At 59.3% G+C, this 19,007-nt stretch carries 18 protein-coding genes and 1 pseudogene; 12 read left to right on the forward strand and 7 right to left on the reverse strand.

Features of this window, described 5'->3' with window-relative positions:
• Window positions 1-41 precede the first annotated feature (41 nt).
• The 3 genes from JFU47_RS18665 to JFU47_RS18675 all read right to left on the reverse strand — a co-directional run bounded on the left by JFU47_RS18665 (window position 42) and on the right by JFU47_RS18675 (window position 2,646).
• Window positions 42-359 carry a DUF2388 domain-containing protein gene (locus JFU47_RS18665; protein ID WP_010466645.1) on the reverse strand — a complete coding sequence of 106 codons (318 nt, stop codon included), beginning with the start codon at window positions 357-359 and terminating at the stop codon, window positions 42-44.
• Between the two features lie 73 nt (window positions 360-432).
• A complete protein-coding gene (locus JFU47_RS18670; RefSeq protein ID WP_201184796.1) occupies window positions 433-2,217 on the reverse strand; it encodes a GspE/PulE family protein in 1,785 nt (594 codons plus the stop codon).
• Between the two features lie 90 nt (window positions 2,218-2,307).
• Window positions 2,308-2,646 carry a hypothetical protein gene (locus tag JFU47_RS18675; protein ID WP_201184798.1) on the reverse strand — a complete coding sequence of 113 codons (339 nt, stop codon included), beginning with the start codon at window positions 2,644-2,646 and terminating at the stop codon, window positions 2,308-2,310.
• Between the two features lie 126 nt (window positions 2,647-2,772).
• Here JFU47_RS18675 and JFU47_RS18680 point away from each other — a divergent pair, with 126 nt between their 5' ends.
• Window positions 2,773-3,237 (forward strand): Lrp/AsnC family transcriptional regulator, encoded by a 465-nt coding sequence (locus tag JFU47_RS18680; protein WP_201184800.1) that lies wholly within the window; start codon window positions 2,773-2,775, stop codon window positions 3,235-3,237.
• A 108-nt stretch (window positions 3,238-3,345) separates the two neighbouring features.
• On the opposite strand, the gene JFU47_RS18685 is transcribed toward JFU47_RS18680, so the two are convergent.
• Window positions 3,346-4,713 carry a CYTH domain-containing protein gene (locus JFU47_RS18685; protein ID WP_201184802.1) on the reverse strand — a complete coding sequence of 456 codons (1,368 nt, stop codon included), beginning with the start codon at window positions 4,711-4,713 and terminating at the stop codon, window positions 3,346-3,348.
• A gap of 177 nt (window positions 4,714-4,890) precedes the next feature.
• Between JFU47_RS18685 and argE the strand changes: the two genes are divergently transcribed.
• Both argE and argA read left to right on the forward strand, forming a co-directional pair.
• Window positions 4,891-6,060, forward strand: coding sequence for an acetylornithine deacetylase (gene argE / locus JFU47_RS18690; RefSeq protein WP_201184804.1), 1,170 nt, complete (start codon window positions 4,891-4,893; stop codon window positions 6,058-6,060).
• Between the two features lie 257 nt (window positions 6,061-6,317).
• Window positions 6,318-7,616: an amino-acid N-acetyltransferase gene (gene argA / locus JFU47_RS18695; RefSeq protein ID WP_201184805.1), complete on the forward strand. Its 1,299-nt coding sequence runs from the start codon at window positions 6,318-6,320 to the stop codon at window positions 7,614-7,616.
• Between the two features lie 216 nt (window positions 7,617-7,832).
• Here argA and tauA read toward each other — a convergent pair.
• Window positions 7,833-8,006: pseudogene (gene tauA, locus JFU47_RS33145) on the reverse strand (taurine ABC transporter substrate-binding protein); the annotation flags it as partial.
• A gap of 357 nt (window positions 8,007-8,363) precedes the next feature.
• Here tauA and JFU47_RS18700 point away from each other — a divergent pair.
• The 9 genes from JFU47_RS18700 (at window position 8,364) to JFU47_RS18740 (ending at window position 17,364) form a co-directional block, all read left to right on the forward strand.
• Window positions 8,364-9,704, forward strand: coding sequence for an OprD family porin (locus tag JFU47_RS18700; protein WP_123365124.1), 1,341 nt, complete (start codon window positions 8,364-8,366; stop codon window positions 9,702-9,704).
• A 355-nt stretch (window positions 9,705-10,059) separates the two neighbouring features.
• The gene (locus tag JFU47_RS18705) at window positions 10,060-11,442 is read left to right on the forward strand and encodes an OprD family porin (protein WP_201184807.1); all 1,383 of its coding nucleotides are present in this window, start codon (window positions 10,060-10,062) and stop codon (window positions 11,440-11,442) included.
• Window positions 11,443-11,736: 294 nt separating this feature from the next.
• Entirely contained in the window at window positions 11,737-12,375 is a 639-nt protein-coding gene (locus JFU47_RS18710) for a peroxiredoxin (RefSeq protein WP_129440176.1), read from the forward strand.
• Between the two features lie 311 nt (window positions 12,376-12,686).
• Window positions 12,687-13,280: an NADPH-dependent FMN reductase gene (gene ssuE, locus JFU47_RS18715; protein WP_201184809.1), complete on the forward strand. Its 594-nt coding sequence runs from the start codon at window positions 12,687-12,689 to the stop codon at window positions 13,278-13,280.
• A gap of 101 nt (window positions 13,281-13,381) precedes the next feature.
• Window positions 13,382-14,347 (forward strand): sulfonate ABC transporter substrate-binding protein, encoded by a 966-nt coding sequence (locus JFU47_RS18720; protein WP_201184811.1) that lies wholly within the window; start codon window positions 13,382-13,384, stop codon window positions 14,345-14,347.
• Window positions 14,348-14,372: 25 nt separating this feature from the next.
• Window positions 14,373-15,521: an FMNH2-dependent alkanesulfonate monooxygenase gene (gene ssuD / locus JFU47_RS18725; protein ID WP_201184813.1), complete on the forward strand. Its 1,149-nt coding sequence runs from the start codon at window positions 14,373-14,375 to the stop codon at window positions 15,519-15,521.
• 8 nt (window positions 15,522-15,529) lie between these two features.
• A complete protein-coding gene (ssuC, locus tag JFU47_RS18730; protein WP_201184815.1) occupies window positions 15,530-16,312 on the forward strand; it encodes an aliphatic sulfonate ABC transporter permease SsuC in 783 nt (260 codons plus the stop codon).
• On the forward strand, window positions 16,309-17,115 hold the full coding sequence (ssuB, locus tag JFU47_RS18735; protein WP_201184817.1) for an aliphatic sulfonates ABC transporter ATP-binding protein: 807 nt from the start codon (window positions 16,309-16,311) through the stop codon (window positions 17,113-17,115). Before ssuC ends, ssuB begins: the two co-directional genes overlap by 4 nt.
• Window positions 17,116-17,148: 33 nt before the next feature.
• On the forward strand, window positions 17,149-17,364 hold the full coding sequence (locus tag JFU47_RS18740; protein WP_007942473.1) for a TOBE domain-containing protein: 216 nt from the start codon (window positions 17,149-17,151) through the stop codon (window positions 17,362-17,364).
• 63 nt (window positions 17,365-17,427) lie between these two features.
• Here the strand turns inward: JFU47_RS18740 and JFU47_RS18745 are convergent, their stop codons facing one another.
• On the reverse strand, window positions 17,428-18,192 hold the full coding sequence (locus tag JFU47_RS18745) for a hypothetical protein (protein ID WP_140675247.1): 765 nt from the start codon (window positions 18,190-18,192) through the stop codon (window positions 17,428-17,430).
• Between the two features lie 15 nt (window positions 18,193-18,207).
• On the reverse strand, window positions 18,208-18,840 hold the full coding sequence (locus tag JFU47_RS18750; protein ID WP_140675244.1) for a TetR/AcrR family transcriptional regulator: 633 nt from the start codon (window positions 18,838-18,840) through the stop codon (window positions 18,208-18,210).
• Window positions 18,841-19,007: the final 167 nt, after the last annotated feature.

Genomic DNA, 19,007 nt, shown 5'->3' on the forward strand with positions numbered 1-19,007 from the left:
GCCGCTCAGTGAGAGCGGCATTTTTTATTCAGCAACAACGCTTATTCCGACGCGACGGCATTCTTCGCCAGGATCGCGTTCGCCAGTTCCATGTCCGTGGCCTGCAGGCCAGGGTTGTCGGCGCGGACTTTCTGCATCGCGGCCTCCAGGTATGGGCCGCGAATGCCGCCGTCGCTGGCGACAAAGCTACCGGCATCGTCCTGGGCAGCAACGATCAGTTTGTGATCCTTGAAGGTCAGGTAGGTCGAACCGGTGGTCGCACCGGATGAGATGACGTTACGCCAAAAGCTATCGGCCATCGCCGAACCGACAGGAAGGGACAACAAGGCGATGGTAGCGACAGCAAGTTTGAGACGCATATTGGGTGACTCCACTGGGTTAACTACGGCGTTGGATTGCCAATCCCCCAATCGAGTTCCATGACGGCCGCGCCTACTTTTGTTCGCTCTGCGGCGTTACTCGCAGCACCTCCTCGATCGTCGTCAAACCCGCCGCCACTTTTTGCGCCCCTGACAACCGCAAACTGCGCATGCCTTCCTTGAAGGCCTGACGCCGCACCGCCAGCAAATCGGTGTCGGGGTTGATCAGCGCTTTGACGCCGTCCGTCAGCTGCATGATTTCGTAGACCCCGGCGCGGCCGCGGTATCCGGTTTCGCGGCATTCCAGGCAACCGATGGCGCGATGTGCGTTGTTCGGCAACGGTGCCTGCCAGGGCCGGGTCAAGGTTTGCCAGTCTTCTTCACCCAGGGTCAGCGGCGCCTTGCAATGCGGGCACAAGGTGCGGACCAGGCGCTGGGCCATGACGCCGAGCACCGTGGCTTTGATCAGGTAATGCGGCACGCCCAGCTCCAGCAAGCGGCTGATCGCGCTCGGCGCATCGTTGGTGTGCAGTGTCGACAGCACCAAGTGGCCCGTGAGCGCAGCCTGGATCGCCATTTCAGCGGTTTCCAGATCTCGGATCTCACCGATCATGATGATGTCCGGATCCTGTCGCATCAGTGCGCGCACACCGGCGGCGAAGGTCAGGTCGATATTGTGCTGGACCTGCATCTGGTTGAACGCCGGCTCGACCATTTCGATCGGGTCTTCGATGGTGCAGAGGTTGACCTCCGGCGTCGCCAGTTTTTTCAGGGTGGTGTACAGCGTGGTGGTCTTGCCGGAACCGGTCGGGCCGGTGACAAGGATGATGCCGTTGGGCTGGCTCGTCATGTCCTGCCAGCGGCGCAAGTCATCGGCGGAGAAGCCCAACTGATCGAAATCCTTGAGCAGTACCTCCGGGTCGAAGATCCGCATGACCATTTTTTCGCCGAACGCCGTCGGCAGAGTCGACAGCCGCAGCTCGACTTCGCCACCGTCCGGGGTTTTGGTTTTCACCCGGCCGTCCTGGGGTTTGCGTTTTTCCGCGACGTTCATCCGCCCGAGGCTTTTCAGGCGGCTGACGATGGCCATGGTCACTTGCGGCGGGAATTGATAGACGTTGTGCAGCACGCCGTCGATGCGAAAGCGCACCGTGCCTTGTTCGCGCCGGGGTTCGATGTGGATGTCACTGGCGCGTTGCTGGAAGGCGTACTGGAACAACCAGTCGACGATGTTGACGATATGCGCGTCGTTGGCGTCCGGTTCCTGGTCGCTGGCGCCGAGGTTGAGCAACTGCTCGAAATTGCCCAGGGTGTTCATCTGCTGATCGGCGTTGGTCGCACCGCTGACCGATTTGGCCAGGCGGAAAAACTCCACGCTGAAGCGCTGGATGTCCACCGGGTTGGCCACCACACGCTTGATCGGCAGTTTCAGCACATGGGTCAGGTCGGCTTCCCAGCCGGTGACGTAGGGCTGGGCGCTGGCCACGGTCACCGCGTCGCGATCGATGGACACGGCGAGGATCTTGTGGCGCTGGGCGAACGCGTAGGACATCAGCGGGGTAATGGCCGCCACGTTGATTTTCAGCGGGTCGATGCGCAAGTAAGGCTGGCCGGCCTGCTGCGACAGCCAAAGCGTCAGGCTTTCCAGGTCGAGGTGTTTGCCGGGACGGCTGAGATCGTCCAGGTGTTGGCTGGCGATGAATTCCAGTGGGTGCATCTGGCCATTGGCAGCGTGACGGCGTCGAGCATTGAGCGCGTGCTCGGCCGAGTCCTGGCTGATAAAGCCTTGGGCGACCAGTTCACGCAGCAAATCATTGAGATCCAGCCAGCGGTCCTGAATGGCAAGTTGAACGGACATGCGGGCTCCTCATGAACAACAGTTCGCAAAGGATAGTCGCGGACCCGCAGACCGTTGGGCCACTACCCGACGAAGCCGTGTCGAGTTTTTTCAGCCAGTCGCCTGAGCCGGTTCATTCCATACGCAATCAGCCGCTTGCAGCTCAACCGAACAGACGCTGATCAGGTTACGTAATTTTTCCGCGATCACTTGGGCGCGGTGCCAGCTCAGGCCGTCTATCACTATGTCGATCGACAACAGATCGTCCGTCCGCTGCACGTTGACCTGTTGCGGCGTCAGAAACTGCAAAGCGAACAGGTTGAACGCCCGGCACAGCAAATCCGGTTCGGCCTCGGCCAACAGTTGGTAATGAACACGGCAGTGGGCGTTGCTGACGTTCCAGACATCGGCGCGGGTGTGCGGGGTGTTGACGGCTTCTAGATGCGGCATGGTCGGTCTCCAAAATCACTGGAGAAATTTTTACATTCGGTGCCGGGCATTTCTTATCTATGATGGGGATTATTGGCAATTATTTGAATTGCTTGATTCGTAAAGTGATCAATTGAAGGTTTTTTTATGCATAGCGAGCTGGATGGCTACGACCGCAAGATCCTCGCGTTACTGCAAGAGGACGCTTCACTTTCCAGTGCGCAGATTGCGGAACAGGTGGGGCTGTCGCAGTCGCCGTGCTGGCGGCGGATACAGCGGATGAAGGACGAGGGGATCATTCGCGGGCAAGTGACGCTGCTTGATCGGAAAAAAATTGGGCTTAACACGCAGATCTTCGCCGAAATCAAACTCAACGCTCACGGGCGTTCGAACTTCACCGAATTCACCGAGGCAATTCGCGGTTTTCCCGAAGTGCTGGAATGTTATGTGCTGATGGGGGCGGTGGATTTCTTGCTGCGGATTGTGACGGCGGACATCGAGGCGTATGAGCGCTTCTTTTTCGAGAAGCTGTCGATGGTGCCGGGGATTCAGGAGGTGAACTCGATCGTGGCGTTGTCGGAGATCAAATCCACGACGAGTTTGCCAGTCTGAGTTTTTCGGTGACCGGGCTGGCCTCTTCGCGAGCAGGCTCGCTCCCACAGGGGGATGTGTGTCTGGCACAGATCCAGTGTGGGAGCGAGCCTGCTCGCGAAGGTGGTATTACATGCGCAGAAGCATCTTCCAGGCACGATTCTGATATACCGCGATCGCCTGCTGCTTGCGCGCATCCAGCGATTCATCGGTGATCGGCTCGTTCGCCAATTGAGCAAGCTGTTTCAGCTCACCGTACAGGCGATCCATTTCCGGGATGTCCAGCACGCTGCGGGCGTGGTGTAGCCAGGCCTGGATGCGCTCGATGCGCGGCAGTTGCTCGGCCAGGTCTTCCGGCTGTTGCTGATAACGCTGCAGTTGCAGGGAAGTCGCTTCTTCACCCAGCAAACGCGGCAACCAGCTACCCAATTGCGCAGCGCCCTGGCGATTGCCGCGGACATTGCGATCGGCAGCCCAGGTGCGGGCCAGCAACCAGCGCGAAGTGTTCAGCGAGAATAAGCCCCAGCGTGGGTCTTCCAGTTCTTCGAGGAACTGCTCCGGCGCGGCTTTGCGCACGTCTTCGTCGTCGACACCGGCTTGCACCAGTGGGCGCCAGTCTTCCAGCAAGGCATCCAGCGCGACGCGCAGATCGTGTGTCGACTGACGCGGTGCGGCTTGGCCCAGGCTGCTCAGCAGCGCGCGCAATTCAGCCAGGTTTTCGACCCAGTCCTGCAACAGGCGCCAGTGGCCATTGAAGCGATACTGCTCGGCCAGACGCTGGCTGCTGCTCAGCAAGTGCCAGCTCAGCGCGGCGAAAGCGTCGTCCAGCGGCGTTTCAGCGGTGATCTGCGGCGCCGGCAGGCTCAACGAATAGCTGTTGGCGTCGTACAAGCGATAACCACGCTCGGCCTTGCTGATGTCACACGGCATCAGGGCCAGGGTCGCAGCCAGTTCGGCGGCCAGTTCCAGCAGAGCGGCCGGCTCGCCTTCGCGCAGTTCCAGTTCAAGCTCGCAGATTTCTTCTTTCTGCTTGCCCACGATCACGTGACCCAGGTCCAGTGCGGCTTCGATCACCACTTTGGTCTTGCCACGGCCCCAGGCGATTTCCGCGCGTTCGCGGACGAAATCGGTGGTGAAGATTGGCTTCAGGGTCTTCTTGTCCAGCTCGGCCAACTCTTCTGGCCAGCATTCGCCGTCGAGTTTCTTCACGTCGAGCTTGGCTTTGGGCAGGTTCCAGTCGTATTCGTTACGCTCGGACAAACCGGCGACGCTCTGGCCACGGGTCTTGAGGGTCTGAATCACTTCTTCGCCATCGCGGCGCAGGCGCAGGGCAACCTTGGCGCGGGCCAGGTCGCGCTCAGGCGTGTCGAAGTACTGGTTCATCAACTCACGGCGTTCCCAGCCACTTTTGTTGCGTTTTTTCAGGAGCGGGTGCTCGCGCAGGGCAGCGAGAGTTTCTCGGCTGACGCGGAGTTTGATTTCGGTTTCTTTCTGCATGGCCGGAAAATCCAGGATCGGGAGCGCAGCCGGGGGGAATGTGTGGCTGCCAAGGTCGTGCAGTGTACAGGACTCATCCGAGATAGGGTCTGTTGACGCTTGGTGACGGCCGCGACGGTTTATTCCTGTCGCCAGATGGTTCTATGATGGACTTCAATTCGGGAGTTGGAGTCAGCGATGCCTTTGCCGTCCATGAGAGATCAGTTCGCTGCACTGATCGCTGCGCCGTCCGTCAGCTGCACGCAGGCCAGCCTCGATCAAACCAACCGTCCGGTGATTGATTTGCTGGCGACGTGGCTCGGCGATCTGGGTTTTACCTGCGACATCCAGCAGGTCAGCCCCGGAAAATTCAACCTGCTGGCCAGTTTCGGTTCCGGCCCCGGTGGCTTGGTGCTGGCCGGTCACAGTGACACGGTGCCGTTCGATGGCGCGCTGTGGCAGACCGATCCGCTGAAGCTGACCGAAGTGGATGGTCGCTGGATCGGGCTGGGCAGTTGCGACATGAAGGGCTTTTTCGCGCTGGCCATCGAAGCCGTCATACCGCTGCTCGATCAGCCATTCAAGCAACCGCTGCTGATCCTCGCCACCTGCGATGAAGAAAGCTCGATGTCCGGCGCTCGTGCCTTGGCCGAAGCCGGGCGTCCACTCGGTCGTGCGGCGGTGATCGGCGAGCCGACCGGGCTCAAGCCGATCCGCATGCACAAAGGCATCATGATGGAGCGCATCGACATCCTCGGCCAGAGCGGCCACTCCTCGGATCCACGCCTGGGCCACAGCGCCCTCGAAGCCATGCACGATGCCATCGGTGAGCTGCGCGGTTTGCGCCTGCTGTGGCAGCGTGAATTCCGTAATCCACAGTTCAGCGTGCCGACGCCGACCCTGAATTTCGGCTGCATCCATGGCGGCGATAACCCCAACCGTATTTGCGGCCAGTGTTCGTTGGAGTTTGATCTGCGCCCGTTACCGGGCATGGACCCCAATGCCCTGCGCGCGGAGATTCTGCAGAAGCTCAAGCCCATTGCCGAGTGGCATCAGGTGAAGATTGATTACGCGCCGTTGTTCCCCGCAGTGCCGCCCTTCGAGCAGGCCGAGGACTCTGAATTGGTCCGGGTCGCCGAAAAGCTCACCGGGCATCTCGCCGAAGCAGTGGCGTTCGGCACCGAAGCGCCTTATCTTCAGCGTCTTGGCTGCGAAACCCTGGTACTCGGCCCTGGCGACATCGCCTGTGCGCACCAGCCGGGGGAATACCTCGAAATGTCACGTTTGCAGCCTACCGTGCATCTATTACGTCAACTGATTGAACATTACTGCCTGACACCGGCCAAAACGCCAATGCCCGTCAGTTGAAAGCGATCCATGTGGGAGCGAGCCTGCTCGCGAAGGCGGTGTGCCAGTTGAAATTGATGTATCTGACACACCGCCTTCGCGAGCAGGCTCGCTCCCACAGGTTCTGTGTTTTGACGTATAAATTGCCGGTGTACCAACCCGTATTCATGAGGAGAGCGCGCGTGTCGCCAAGCCTGTTCCGACGATAACCATCAGCCCGCTGTGCGTTTTTCTGTTTCGCCCATTTTTTGGCTGCTATTTATTACAGGCCCAGGTTCATGCCCGAATACGTTAATTGGCTTCGTCACGCTTCGCCTTACATCAACGCCCACCGCGATTGCACCTTCGTCGTCATGCTGCCCGGCGACGGCGTGGAGCACCCGAACTTCGGCAACATCGTCCACGACCTGGTGTTGTTGCACAGCCTGGGCGTGCGACTGGTGCTGGTTCACGGTTCCCGTCCGCAAATTGAAACCCGCCTGGCTGCGCGCGGCCTGACCCCGCATTACCACCACGGCATGCGCATCACCGATGCTGCAACGCTGGAGTGTGTGATCGATGCGGTGGGCCAGCTGCGTATCGCCATCGAAGCGCGGCTGTCGATGGACATGGCCTCATCGCCGATGCAGGGCTCGCGTCTGCGGGTGGCCAGCGGCAACCTGGTAACGGCGCGGCCGATTGGCGTGCTCGAAGGTGTCGACTATCACCACACCGGCGAAGTGCGGCGGGTCGACCGCAAGGGCATCAATCGCCTGCTGGATGAGCGTTCCATCGTGCTGTTGTCGCCACTGGGTTACTCGCCGACCGGTGAGATTTTCAACCTCGCCTGCGAAGACGTCGCCACCCGCGCGGCCATCGATCTGGGGGCGGACAAACTGCTGTTGTTCGGCGCCGATCTGGGTCTGATCGATGAAAACGGTCGCCTGGTTCGTGAGTTGCGTCCGCAACAAGTGCCGGCGCATTTGCAGCGGTTGGGCAGCAACTATCAGGCCGAGCTGCTGGATGCGGCCGCTGAAGCCTGTCGCGGCGGTGTCGCCCGCAGCCATATCGTCAGTTATGTCGAAAACGGCGCATTGCTTACCGAACTGTTCACCCGCGATGGCGGCGGTACGCTGGTGGCCCAGGAGCAATTCGAGGTGGTGCGCGAAGCGGCCATCGAAGACGTCGGCGGTTTGCTGGACTTGATTAGCCCGTTGGAAGAGCAGGGCATCCTGGTGCGGCGTTCCCGCGAGGTGCTTGAGCGTGAGATCGAGCAGTTCAGTGTGGTCGAGCGCGAAGGCATGATCATCGCGTGTGCCGCGCTGTATCAGATTGCTGATTCGGATGCCGGGGAGTTGGCGTGTCTGGCGGTGAACCCGGAGTATCGCCATGGCGGTCGTGGTGATGAGCTGCTGGAGCGCATCGAAACCCGCGCCCGGGCTCAGGGGCTGAAAACCTTGTTCGTACTAACGACCCGGACCGCTCACTGGTTTCGTGAGCGTGGGTTTGTGCCGAGCAGTGTTGAACGTCTGCCATCAGCGCGGGCGTCGCTGTACAACTATCAGCGTAATTCGAAGATCTTCGAAAAAACCCTCTGACCTGATCGTTCCACGCTCTGCGTTTGATCGTTGTGACTCAGAGCGTGGAACCGGCCAGCAACTCCGGCACATCGACGGCATTGGCACCGGTCAGTTTGGCGATTTTTTGCACCGATACCGAGTCAGCTGTCCTTATGCGCGGCATGGTCGGCGAACGAGTCCAGCGTGACCTTGGGGAATTTGGCCCATTTCCGGGCCGCTATTAAAACGACGCTAATCAATTTTTTGGCCTATGGTCTTCTCGTACAGTCCACCTGCCTGGGGGACCTTGCTGGGGTCGATGCCGGTTTGATAACCGACCGTGAGGTTCGCCGCGTGAGCGTTTGAAGAAATTACTAGCGATACACAAACTGTAACAATTAAGCTGGATATTGCGCGTTTGGTCGTCATGGCGCTGCCTTTCGATGGATTGCGAATTGCGTAAAAGCTAATCGATCTAAAAAAAGGCTAATAAATACCATTTAGTAATTAGCTTATGGGCCCAGCGCCCGCCTTCCGCCTCATTCGGGTGGGGCAGAGCTAAATGCCTAAACGGTATGAAAAAGAGTTGGGTGATTCTTTTTGGGTTTATGACGCGTTCATTGCCCGGCAAGGAGCGAATCTATGGGGGATTAGACCATGGTCGTAGACACACATAGTTACGATTGACTTGTGAGTCACGGTCTGGCGCTAATCGCGGATCTTAGGATCCCGGGCATACGACCCGGGACCAGGAACACAAGAATTAGAAACGATAGGAGCGAAACAATGAACAAGTCGACCTTGGCCTTGGCCGTGGCTGTTGGGGTTTTGGCGCAGCAGGCAGGCGCCGCGGGTTTCCTGGAAGACAGCAAGGCTTCCGTCAGTTCCCGCACCATGTATTACGACGCTGATATGCGTGAAGGTGCGAGCACTCCTGGTAACAGACAGCGAGAAACCGCTGAGGGACTCAAGTTCGATTACCTGTCCGGTTTCACCCAAGGTACCGTTGGGTTTGGTATCGACGCCCAGGCGCTCGTTGGTATCCATCTGGATGGCGGCAAGGGTCACCACCCGAGCGGTAACAGCAACTCATTCTTCCCTAGCGATTCCGATGGTTCGGCGGCGGATGAGTGGAGCCGTTTGGATGGCAACGTCAAGGCGCGCTTCTCGAAGACCGAGGCCCACTTAGGTGGCGCTCTGGCACCTAACCTGCCGATCCTGATCGCGAACGACAGCCGTTTGCTGCCGCAGACCTTTGACGGTGGCACCATCACCTCGAAGGAAATTGACAATGTGACCTTCAACTTGGGTCAACTGGAGCACGCGTCGGGTCGCGCCTCGTCCAACAGAACTGGCCTCGCAGTGGCTGGCGGTACTCAGGACAGCAACAAATTCCAATACGCCGGTGCTGACTGGAAGGTCACCAAAGACCTCACGCTGCAGTACTACTATGCGAACCTGGAAGACTACTACAAGCAGAACTTCCTCGGCCTGGTGCACGTTTACCCGATCGCCCCTAACCAATCCTTCAAGACCGATATTCGCTATTTCGATAGCAGCTCTGACGGTAAGAACGGCGATGTGGGTTACCGCTTCAACAACAACAACGGCTTTGCCAGGACCCCGGGCGAGGTCGATAACAAGACCTGGAGCGCCATGTTCACCTACACCCTGGGTGGTAACGCGTTCCTGCTCGGGCACCAGCGTGTCAACGATGACGGCGGCTTCGTTTTCTTGAACCAAGGCAGTCTTGTCGATGACGGTCGTCAAGAAGGTGCCGGCGGCGCCAGCTTCTACTCGTTTACCGACGCCACGGTTGGCAGCTTTATCCGTGCCGGTGAAAACACCACGTTCGGTCAGTACTCCTATGACTTCGCCTCGCTGGGCGTGCCAGGTTTGAAAGCTTCGATTGCTTACTTGAATGGCCAAGACATCAAGGCTACCAACGGTACTGGTAAAGACCTGAGTGAGCACGAGACCGACGCGCGTATCGACTACGTGATTCAAACGGGTGCACTTAAAGGGTTTGGCACAACACTGCGTCACGGTACCTACCGTGGCAACACCAGCACCCTTGATCAAGACCAGACCCGTCTGATCTTCAACTACACCTACAGCTTCTTGTAATAGCCGTCAGAAAAAGCCTCGCCCGCCGGCGAGGTTTTTTTTGTGCTTTTTTTAATATTCCAAACAAATCTTATGCTGTGACTTTTTATTCTTTTTAGCTTTTAAACCAAACGCCTAAAGTGGGTGGCTTACGAGCCGATACCTTGGGTCCCCACTCGGAGTAATAGCGCGGAGCTATATTCCTGAATGGCATGAAAAATGATGAAATAATTCTTTTTGTGTTTATCATGCGGGCAAAAATCACAGGGGTCAGGCCATCGCCGTAGTCACGCGGTCTGGCACCCACCGAGCATTTCTGGATCCAGGGCATTCGACCCAGGACCTCAAAAAATTAGAAACGATAGGAGCGAAACAAATGAACAAGTCCACCTTGGCCCTGGCTGTGGCCGTAGGGGTTTTGGCGCAGCAGGCAGGCGCCGCCGGTTTCATCGAAGACAGCAAGGCTACTTTGGGGCTGCGTAACTTCTACATCAATACCGATAACCGTGACTCTGACGCTGGTACCGCCAGGGTCAAGGCCAACGGCGTTCAAAACAAGAACGAAGAATGGGGCCAAGGCTTCGACCTGCGCTTCATCTCCGGCTACACCCAAGGCACCGTCGGCTTCGGTATCGATGCTATCGGCCTGCTGGGTGTGCGTCTGGATTCGGGCGGCGGCACTAATGGCGCCACGTCGACTTCTTACGGCGGCACCGTTTTTCCAAGCAAGTCTAACGGTGAAGCGGTTGATAACTTCTCCAGCCTGGGTCTGACGGCCAAGGCCAAGATCTCCCAGACTGAGCTGAAGTTGGGCACCCTGCAGCCAAAACTGCCGGTGATCGTGACCAACGATGGTCGTCTGCTGCCGCAAACCTTCCAGGGCGGCCAGATCACCTCGAACGAGATCAAGGACCTGACCGTGGTCGGTGGTCAGATCGAGCACGCCAAAGGTCGTAACTCCAGCAACAACGAAGAGTTGTCGATTGCCGGTGCGAACTCTCCCACCGCTACTGGCCGTGACAGCAACAAGTTCATCTACGGTGGTGGCGACTACAAGATCACCAAAGACCTGACTGCTCAGTACTACTACGGCAACCTGGAAGATTTCTACAAACAGCACTTCCTGGGTCTGGTTCACAACTGGTCGATCGGTCCGGGCGTACTGAAGTCTGACTTCCGTTACTTCAACAGCCGTGACGATGGCGCCAACGGCCATGAGTCCGCCTATTTCACCACAGGTGACTACGGCACGGGCATCACCAAAGGCAAAGTCGACAACAACCTGTACAGCGGCCTGTTCCTGTACTCGGTTGCCGGTCACACCTTCGGTGGCGGTTACCAAGTCAGCAACGGTAACAGCGATTTCCCTTGGTTGAACCAGGGTGACGGCTCGTCGGCTTACCTCACTACCGACTCGCAGATTGCCAAGTTCGCTCGCGCCGGCGAACGTACCTGGCAAGCTCGCTACTCGTATGACTTCGCCAAGCTTGGCCTGCCAGGCGCAACTGCCGGCATCGTTTACCTGCGTGGCGATAACATCGACACCACCGGTAAAGTGGGTGCTGCTCAGACGAGCGTCAACGCAACTGGCCGTTCCGAATGGGAACGCGACCTGACCCTGGCGTACGTCGTCCAGGAAGGCCCACTGAAAAACCTGGGCCTCACGTGGAAAAACGCCATGTGGCGCAACGACGTTCCAGGCCAGCGCGACCAGGACGAAAACCGTCTGATCGTCAGCTACTCGATCCCGCTGTTGTAATAGCCCTCGCGTAACTGAAGCAAAAAAGCCCCGCCCGGCATCTCGCCGGGCGGGGCTTTTGCGTTTTCAAGTCAGGCTCACCCCCGTAAACCTTCCTCGAAATTTCCCTCTTTGTGCAGCAACTCAAGGCCTTCTCGAACCTTGTGGGTGATGGTCGTCCTGATCGTCGCCGAGGTCCAGTGAACACATTTTTAATATTCATTTACGATCTAAACAAATCGATATTTATTCTTTTTAATGAATAAAAAATGCAGGCACAGTTGACCTCAACAAGCACTCACCAGGAGCAGCACCATGAGCCTCAGACTGGGCGATATCGCCCCCGACTTCGAACAGGATTCCAGCGCCGGCACCCTCCGTTTCCACGAATGGCTGGGCGATAGCTGGGGTGTGCTCTTTTCCCACCCGGCGGACTTCACCCCGGTGTGCACCACCGAGTTGGGCTTCACTGCCAAGCTCAAGGACGAATTTGCGCAGCGCGGTGTGAAAGCCATTGCCCTGTCCGTGGACCCGGTGGACTCGCACCACAAGTGGATCGAAGACATCAACGAAACCCAGAACACCCTCGTCAACTTCCCGATTCTTGCCGACGCCGACCGCAAGGTCTCGGACCTCTACGACCTGATCCACCCCAACGCCAACGACACCCTGACCGTGCGTTCGCTGTTCGTGATCGACCCGAACAAAAAGGTTCGGCTGACCATCACCTACCCGGCGAGCACCGGTCGTAACTTCCATGAAATTCTGCGAGTGATCGACTCGCTTCAACTCACCGACAACTACAAGGTGGCCACCCCGGCCAACTGGCAGGACGGTGATGAAGTGGTGATTGTGCCGTCGCTCAAGGACGAAGATGAAATCAAGAAACGCTTTCCCAAGGGCTATCGCGCGGTGAAGCCGTACCTGCGTCTGACGCCACAGCCGAACAGGTAAGCCATCAGCATTTTCGGTGTGGCTGGTATCGCCTTCGCGAGCAGGCTCGCTCCCACATTGGATCGCACCTGTGGGAGCGAGCCTGCTCGCGAAGGCGGACTGACAGGCACCGCGGTATCCATAAAGCAGGGGATTTCAGGCCGTTTCGACGGGTTTTTTTCGTCCGTACGAAGTGCTTTCTTATATCTCCAAAGCGCATAAGAACATGAATAAATATGATTTATGGATATAACAATCCCCTGTTAAGGTCACTTTCATCAAGGCGAGATCGCAAACCGCGAATCGCCAACACCGTTAAAGGAATCCTCTGAATGCTGGTCGTCTCACTCGGTGGCAGTCCCAGCCAACGCTCCCGTTCCGGGGTGCTGCTGGAGCGCTCCCAGCGCTGGTTGCAGGAGCAAGGTGTGGAAGTGGTGAGTTACCAGGTACGGGACTTCCCGGCCGAAGACTTGCTGCATGCACGCTTCGACAGCCCGAAGGTGATCGACCTGCTGCAGCAGATTGAAAACGCCGATGGCCTGCTGATCGCCACGCCGGTTTACAAAGCGTCGTTCTCGGGCGCATTGAAAACGGTGTTGGACCTGCTGCCCGAGCGTGCCCTGGCCCACAAGGTGGTTTTGCCCATGGCCACCGGTGGCAGCATCGCCCACATGCTGGCGGTGGACTACGCGCTCAAGCCAGTGCTGTCGGCGTTGAAAGCCCAGGAAATGCTCCACGGGATATTCGCCGTAGACAGTCAGATCGCTTACGGCGAAGGCAGCGTCCAGGCGCAGTTGGCACCGGAGTTGGAAGAAAGACTGAATGAATCACTGGAGCTGTTTTTCAGCGCCATGGCCCGACGGCCCAAGCCGATCGATCCGAACCTGTTGACTGAACGTTTGTTGACTGCTCGCTGGAGCATTTAAGCCAGCGCTTAAGCCACACCTGAATTTGATGTACTCACCTTACTCAGCCGCCAACGGCCAAGCAGGTGCAGCCAAAACCCAACTGCAAAAAGGAGAGCGCCATGCGCACTGTCATTTTGCGTCGTGGTCTGGTCGCTCTGTTTGCTGCGGCTGTGTCCTTCGGCGTTATTTCTCAAGCACAAGCCGAGACGTTGCGAATCGGTTATCAAAAGTACGGCACTTTGGTGCTGCTCAAAGCCAAAGGCACTTTGGAAAAACGCCTCGCCGCCCAAGGCGTGGACGTGCAATGGACTGAATTCCCCGGCGGCCCGCAACTGCTCGAAGGCCTGAACGTCGGCTCCATCGACTTCGGCGTTACGGGTGAAACTCCACCGGTATTCGCTCAAGCCGCCGGCGCCGATCTGCTCTACGTCGCCTACGAACCGCCAGCGCCGCACAGCGAAGCGATCCTGGTGCCGAAGGACTCGCCGATCAAATCGGTACAAGACCTCAAGGGCAAGAAAGTCGTCCTGAACAAAGGCTCCAACGTTCATTACCTGTTGGTCCGCGCACTGGAAGATGCCGGCCTCAAATACACCGACATCCAGACCGTATTCCTGCCGCCGGCCGATGCCCGCGCTGCGTTCGAACGTGGCAGCGTCGATGCCTGGGTGATCTGGGACCCGTACCAGGCCGCCGCCGAACAACAGTTGCAGGCACGCACCCTGCGTGATGGCCAAGGGATCGTCGACAACCATCAGTTCTACCTCGCGACCAAGCCATACGCGCAGAAAAATCCTGAGGTGATCAAGACCCTGGTGGAAGAAGTGCGTGCAGTCGGTGAATGGTCCAAGGCCAATCCCATCGAGGTGACCAAACAAGTCTCGCCACTGCTCGGCCTGCCGGCAGATATCACCCTCACTTCGATGAAGCGCCAAGGTTTCGGCGCGCTGTTCATCACGCCTGAAGTGGTCGCCGCGCAACAGAAAATCGCCGACAGCTTCTACCAGCTCAAGCTGATTCCAAAGCCGCTGAGCATCAAAGACGTGATCTGGACGCCACCGGCGGCTGTTGCCAACGCTCAGTAATTCGAATCCCTAAGGAGACCACTCCATGAGCCTCAATATCTTCTGGTTCCTGCCTACCCACGGCGACGGCCATTACCTTGGCACCGCTGAAGGCGCTCGCGCCGTCGACCACGGTTATCTGCAACAAGTCGCGCAAGCGGCGGATCGGCTGGGCTTTGGCGGGGTGCTGATTCCTACGGGTCGCTCCTGCGAAGACTCGTGGCTGGTGGCCGCGTCGCTGATCCCGGTGACCCAGCGTTTGAAATTCCTCGTCGCCCTGCGCCCCGGGATCATTTCCCCGACGGTGGCCGCGCGTCAGGCTGCGACGCTGGATCGCCTGTCTGGCGGCCGTGCGTTGTTCAACCTGGTAACCGGCGGTGATCCGGAAGAATTGGCCGGCGACGGTTTGTTCCTGACTCACGAAGAGCGCTATCAAGCCTCGGTGGAATTCACCCGCATCTGGCGCCGCGTGCTGGAAGGCGAAACCGTCGATTATGACGGTCAGCACATCAGCGTGAAGGGCGCGAAGTTGCTCTACCCGCCGATCCAGCAACCGCGTCCGCCTCTGTACTTCGGCGGTTCTTCGGAAGCGGCGCAAGACCTCGCGGCAGAGCAGGTCGAAATGGTCCTGACCTGGGGCGAACCTCCGGCCGCCGTTGCCGAGAAGATCGAACAAGTACGCGCCAAAGCCGCGAAGCTCGGGCGCACCGTGCGCTTCGGCATTCGTTTGCATGTGATCGTTCGTGAAACCAATGCCGAAGCCTGGCAAGCAGCGGAGCGGCTGATCTCTCATCTGGACGACGACACCATTGCTCGTGCCCAGGCTTCTCTGGCGCGTTTCGACTCGGTCGGGCAGCAGCGCATGGCCGCGCTGCATGGTGGCAGCCGTGACAACCTGGAAGTCAGCCCCAACCTGTGGGCTGGCGTTGGCCTGGTGCGCGGCGGTGCTGGCACGGCGCTGGTGGGCGACGGTCCGACCGTGGCCGCTCGCGTGAAGGAATACGCGGACCTGGGCATCGACACGTTCATCTTCTCCGGTTACCCGCACCTGGAAGAGTCGTACCGCGTCGCCGAATTGCTGTTCCCGCACCTCGATATCGAGCGCCCGGAATTGTCGAAAAGCGCCGGTTACGTCAGCCCGTTTGGTGAGATGGTCGCCAATGACATTCTTCCCAAAGCCGCGTCGCAGAGCTGAGGCGCGCCATGAAGAAACTTATCCATAACCTTGCGCCCTGGGCGTTGCCGGTGTTGCTGCTGGCGGTGTGGCAGTTGTCGGTGTCGGCGGGCTGGTTGTCGACACGGATTCTGCCGGCGCCGATCGCGGTCATCGAAGCCGGCGTCAGCCTGGTGCGCAGCGGTGAAATCTGGACGCACCTGGCGATCAGTGGCTGGCGCGCGGCGCTGGGCTTCGCCATCGGCGGCAGTATCGGTCTGACCCTGGGCTTCATCACCGGCCTGTCGAAATGGGGCGAGCGCCTGCTCGACAGTTCGGTGCAGATGATCCGCAACGTGCCGCACCTGGCGCTGATTCCACTGGTGATCCTGTGGTTCGGCATCGATGAGTCGGCGAAGATTTTCCTGGTGGCGTTGGGCACGTTGTTCCCGATCTACCTCAACACCTATCACGGCATCCGCAACGTCGATCCGGCGCTGGTGGAAATGTCCCGCAGTTATGGCTTGTCCGGTTTCAGCCTGTTCCGTCAGGTGATTCTGCCGGGGGCGCTGCCTTCGATTCTGGTCGGTGTGCGGTTCGCGCTGGGCTTCATGTGGCTGACGTTAATCGTCGCGGAAACCATTTCCGCCAGCGCCGGCATCGGCTATCTGGCAATGAATGCCCGGGAGTTCCTGCAGACCGACGTGGTGGTACTGGCGATTCTTTTGTACGCCGTGCTTGGCAAACTCGCCGACCTCGCGGCCCGTGGACTTGAACGCGTGTGGTTGCGCTGGCACCCGGCCTATCAGGTTGTTAAAGGAGGTGCGGCATGACGGCTCAACAACCTCCACGCCTGCTGCGCGGGATTCCGCTGGCGGTGCGCAAACTGCAAAAAACCTTTGGCTCGCGGCAGGTGCTGCGCGAGATCGATCTGCACATCCCGGCCGGTCAGTTTGTCGCCGTGGTCGGTCGAAGCGGTTGCGGTAAAAGTACCTTGCTGCGCTTGCTCGCCGGTCTCGACAAACCCACGGGCGGTGAATTGCTCGCAGGCTCTGCACCGCTGAGTGAGGCGCGGGAAGACACCCGATTGATGTTCCAGGAAGCGCGTTTGCTGCCCTGGAAAAAGGTCATCGACAACGTCGGCCTCGGGCTCAAGGGCAACTGGCGTCCGCAAGCGCTGGAAGCGTTGGAGTCGGTCGGTCTGGCCGATCGCGCCAATGAGTGGCCGGCGGCCTTGTCCGGCGGCCAGAAGCAACGTGTGGCCCTGGCCCGCGCGCTGATCCATCAACCGCGTTTGCTGTTGCTGGACGAACCGCTGGGCGCGCTGGACGCACTGACCCGAATTGAAATGCAGCAGCTGATCGAACGGCTCTGGCAAAAGCACGGTTTCACCGTGTTGCTGGTCACCCACGACGTCAGTGAAGCGGTGGCGATTGCCGATCGGGTGATCCTGATCGAAGAGGGCGAAGTCGGCCTCGACCTGCACGTTGAGCTGCCGCACCCTCGGGTTCGCGGCTCCCATCGGCTGGCGGCGCTGGAAACCGAAGTCCTCAATCGCGTGCTGGCGTTGCCCGGCGAACCGCCGGCACCGGAACCTGTTTCACCATTGCCTACGCAATTGCGTTGGGCTCAATAACTCAAGCCTTATCCAACGACAGGAATCAACATCATGACGATCAAAGCCATCAACGTTCGCAACCAGTTCAAAGGCGCCATCAAGGAAATCGTACTCGGCGACGTACTGTCCGAAATCGACGTACAGACCGCTTCCGGCATCGTCACCTCGGTGATCACCACTCGCTCGGTGAAAGAGCTGGAACTGGTGGTCGGCAGCGAAGTGATCGCGTTTGTGAAATCCACCGAGGTGTCGATCGCCAAGTTGTAAGCGCGTGCATTGTGCACAACCCCGAAGGGTGTGAACCCTTCGGGGTTTTTTATGCGCGGGTGTTCAGGGCTCGGGCACGCAACGCCAACCGTCGGCAGGCGCGTAGGTGCCGAGTGAAGACAGCAGCCGTGGGTCGCTGAGTAGCTCACTGGCGTTTGGATCGATGTCTGCCGGCAACAGTGGCTGGCCGGTCAGCATGGGCAGTGTGGAATAGTCGATGTGCCACGGCGTGTGCCCGCCGTGGTGGCGACCGAAGGACAGTTCGCAGGCGAGCCGTTGCTGTGCGCTTGCTCCGTCGATGTGTTCACGCAAATGGCCGCCGGGGTTCAGCGCGACCGCGCGGCTGGCGGCGAACAGAAAGTAGTCACCGGCCAGCACCAGGCAGGCAAATCGCGCCGGATCATCGACCGCCTGCAACCACTGACCGCGACAGGTGCCGCGAGAGTCCGGCAACCGCTCCCAGATCTCGTAGTAGCTGTCGTCCAAGGCGGTTTCGATCAGGCGTTCACTGGTTTCGAAATGCATGCGCCCGATGTCTTCTTCGGCGCTGACGGGCTGGTAGTCGAGTTTGCGATGCCACTGGCAAATGTCGCCATTGACCTCGGTTACGCCGGCGAAGCCTTTTTGCTCGCTCAGGGTCAGCCAGTCAGCGTAATTCTGTTGCTCCAGCGGCAAGGCCGGAAGCGGGGCAGGCGGGATGCGCAGGTCGGCAAACAAGCGCGGGGTCTGCAGCCAGTACACGGCTGTTTCGCTGTCGACGCGCCCCGACTGGAAGTTGATCAGGCGTCGTTGCCACACGCCAAGGTAGTGGTCTGGAACGTGTGACATGAACACCTCGTTGCGTTATGCGTCGCGCTTGGACAGGTAGGGCGGTAAATACAGACCCAGATAGGCATCGAATACCCGCATCCCTTCCTCAGCCATGCGTGGGGTGATCTGTCCGTGTTGTTGCACCGAGCGCGCATAGACGCGGTCGCCAAGCTCCATGGCCAGGGCAAACACATCGACGTCCGTCGGCAGTCTCGGCAGCTCGAAGTGGTGGTCGAAGAGTTTGTGCATCAGGTCGCCGAGTTCGATGTCGTGCTGACGGTCGGCCTGGGTGACCTCGGTCAAACCGTGCTGGGCAAGAATGAGCTGGCGGGCGGCGGCGTCTTCGCTGTAGATCGCGAGCATGCGTTGTTCCACCAGTCGCGATAGATCGCGCCAGCCGTTGAGGGCGTCATGGTCGATGGGGGCTTGCAGGCAGGCACGGAACGCAGCATGGACGTCGGCCGTCAGGGCTTCGAGCAGCGCCGGGACGCTGGCAAAGAAGTGGTAGACGGAGGAGGGCGGGATTTCCGCGCGTTCGGCGACGCTGTAAATCGACAGGCTGGCCACGCCCTCGGCAGCCAGCAGCGTGCGGGCGGCATCGAGTATCGAATCGATCCGGGCCTGGCTGCGGGCGCGGGGTTTGCGTGGGGTGGCGAGTCGGGTCATCGAAGTCTCCTGCGGGGCAGCGGGCATTGTACGAGCAGGCATCTATGTTGTCTTCCCGACCGCCTTCGCGAGCAGGCTCGCTCCCACAGGGATTTCCTGTGAACACAAAATGTATGTTCGCTGGAGATCAACTGTGGGAGCGAGCCTGCTCGCGAACCGCCGCAGGC

Origin of the sequence: Pseudomonas sp. TH39(2020), from assembly GCF_016650715.1 — a bacterium.
GTDB classification, from domain to species: domain Bacteria; phylum Pseudomonadota; class Gammaproteobacteria; order Pseudomonadales; family Pseudomonadaceae; genus Aquipseudomonas; species Aquipseudomonas mandelii_C.

Bases quoted from the DNA above. Each gene is read 5' to 3' on its own strand.
- JFU47_RS18670 (WP_201184796.1), bottom strand. From the start codon at position 2,217: ATGTCCGTTCAACTTGCCATTCAGGACCGCTGGCTGGATCTCAATGAT.
- ssuD (WP_201184813.1), top strand. From the start codon at position 14,373: ATGAGCCTCAATATCTTCTGGTTCCTGCCTACCCACGGCGACGGCCAT.
- JFU47_RS18750 (WP_140675244.1), bottom strand. From the start codon at position 18,840: ATGACCCGACTCGCCACCCCACGCAAACCCCGCGCCCGCAGCCAGGCC.
- ssuB (WP_201184817.1), top strand. From the start codon at position 16,309: ATGACGGCTCAACAACCTCCACGCCTGCTGCGCGGGATTCCGCTGGCG.
- JFU47_RS18705 (WP_201184807.1), top strand. From the start codon at position 10,060: ATGAACAAGTCCACCTTGGCCCTGGCTGTGGCCGTAGGGGTTTTGGCG.
- JFU47_RS18745 (WP_140675247.1), bottom strand. From the start codon at position 18,192: ATGTCACACGTTCCAGACCACTACCTTGGCGTGTGGCAACGACGCCTG.
- argE (WP_201184804.1), top strand. From the start codon at position 4,891: ATGCCTTTGCCGTCCATGAGAGATCAGTTCGCTGCACTGATCGCTGCG.
- JFU47_RS18665 (WP_010466645.1), bottom strand. From the start codon at position 359: ATGCGTCTCAAACTTGCTGTCGCTACCATCGCCTTGTTGTCCCTTCCT.
- JFU47_RS18685 (WP_201184802.1), bottom strand. From the start codon at position 4,713: ATGCAGAAAGAAACCGAAATCAAACTCCGCGTCAGCCGAGAAACTCTC.
- ssuE (WP_201184809.1), top strand. From the start codon at position 12,687: ATGCTGGTCGTCTCACTCGGTGGCAGTCCCAGCCAACGCTCCCGTTCC.
- ssuC (WP_201184815.1), top strand. From the start codon at position 15,530: ATGAAGAAACTTATCCATAACCTTGCGCCCTGGGCGTTGCCGGTGTTG.
- JFU47_RS18720 (WP_201184811.1), top strand. From the start codon at position 13,382: ATGCGCACTGTCATTTTGCGTCGTGGTCTGGTCGCTCTGTTTGCTGCG.
- JFU47_RS18680 (WP_201184800.1), top strand. From the start codon at position 2,773: ATGCATAGCGAGCTGGATGGCTACGACCGCAAGATCCTCGCGTTACTG.
- JFU47_RS18700 (WP_123365124.1), top strand. From the start codon at position 8,364: ATGAACAAGTCGACCTTGGCCTTGGCCGTGGCTGTTGGGGTTTTGGCG.
- argA (WP_201184805.1), top strand. From the start codon at position 6,318: ATGCCCGAATACGTTAATTGGCTTCGTCACGCTTCGCCTTACATCAAC.
- JFU47_RS18675 (WP_201184798.1), bottom strand. From the start codon at position 2,646: ATGCCGCATCTAGAAGCCGTCAACACCCCGCACACCCGCGCCGATGTC.
- JFU47_RS18740 (WP_007942473.1), top strand. From the start codon at position 17,149: ATGACGATCAAAGCCATCAACGTTCGCAACCAGTTCAAAGGCGCCATC.
- JFU47_RS18710 (WP_129440176.1), top strand. From the start codon at position 11,737: ATGAGCCTCAGACTGGGCGATATCGCCCCCGACTTCGAACAGGATTCC.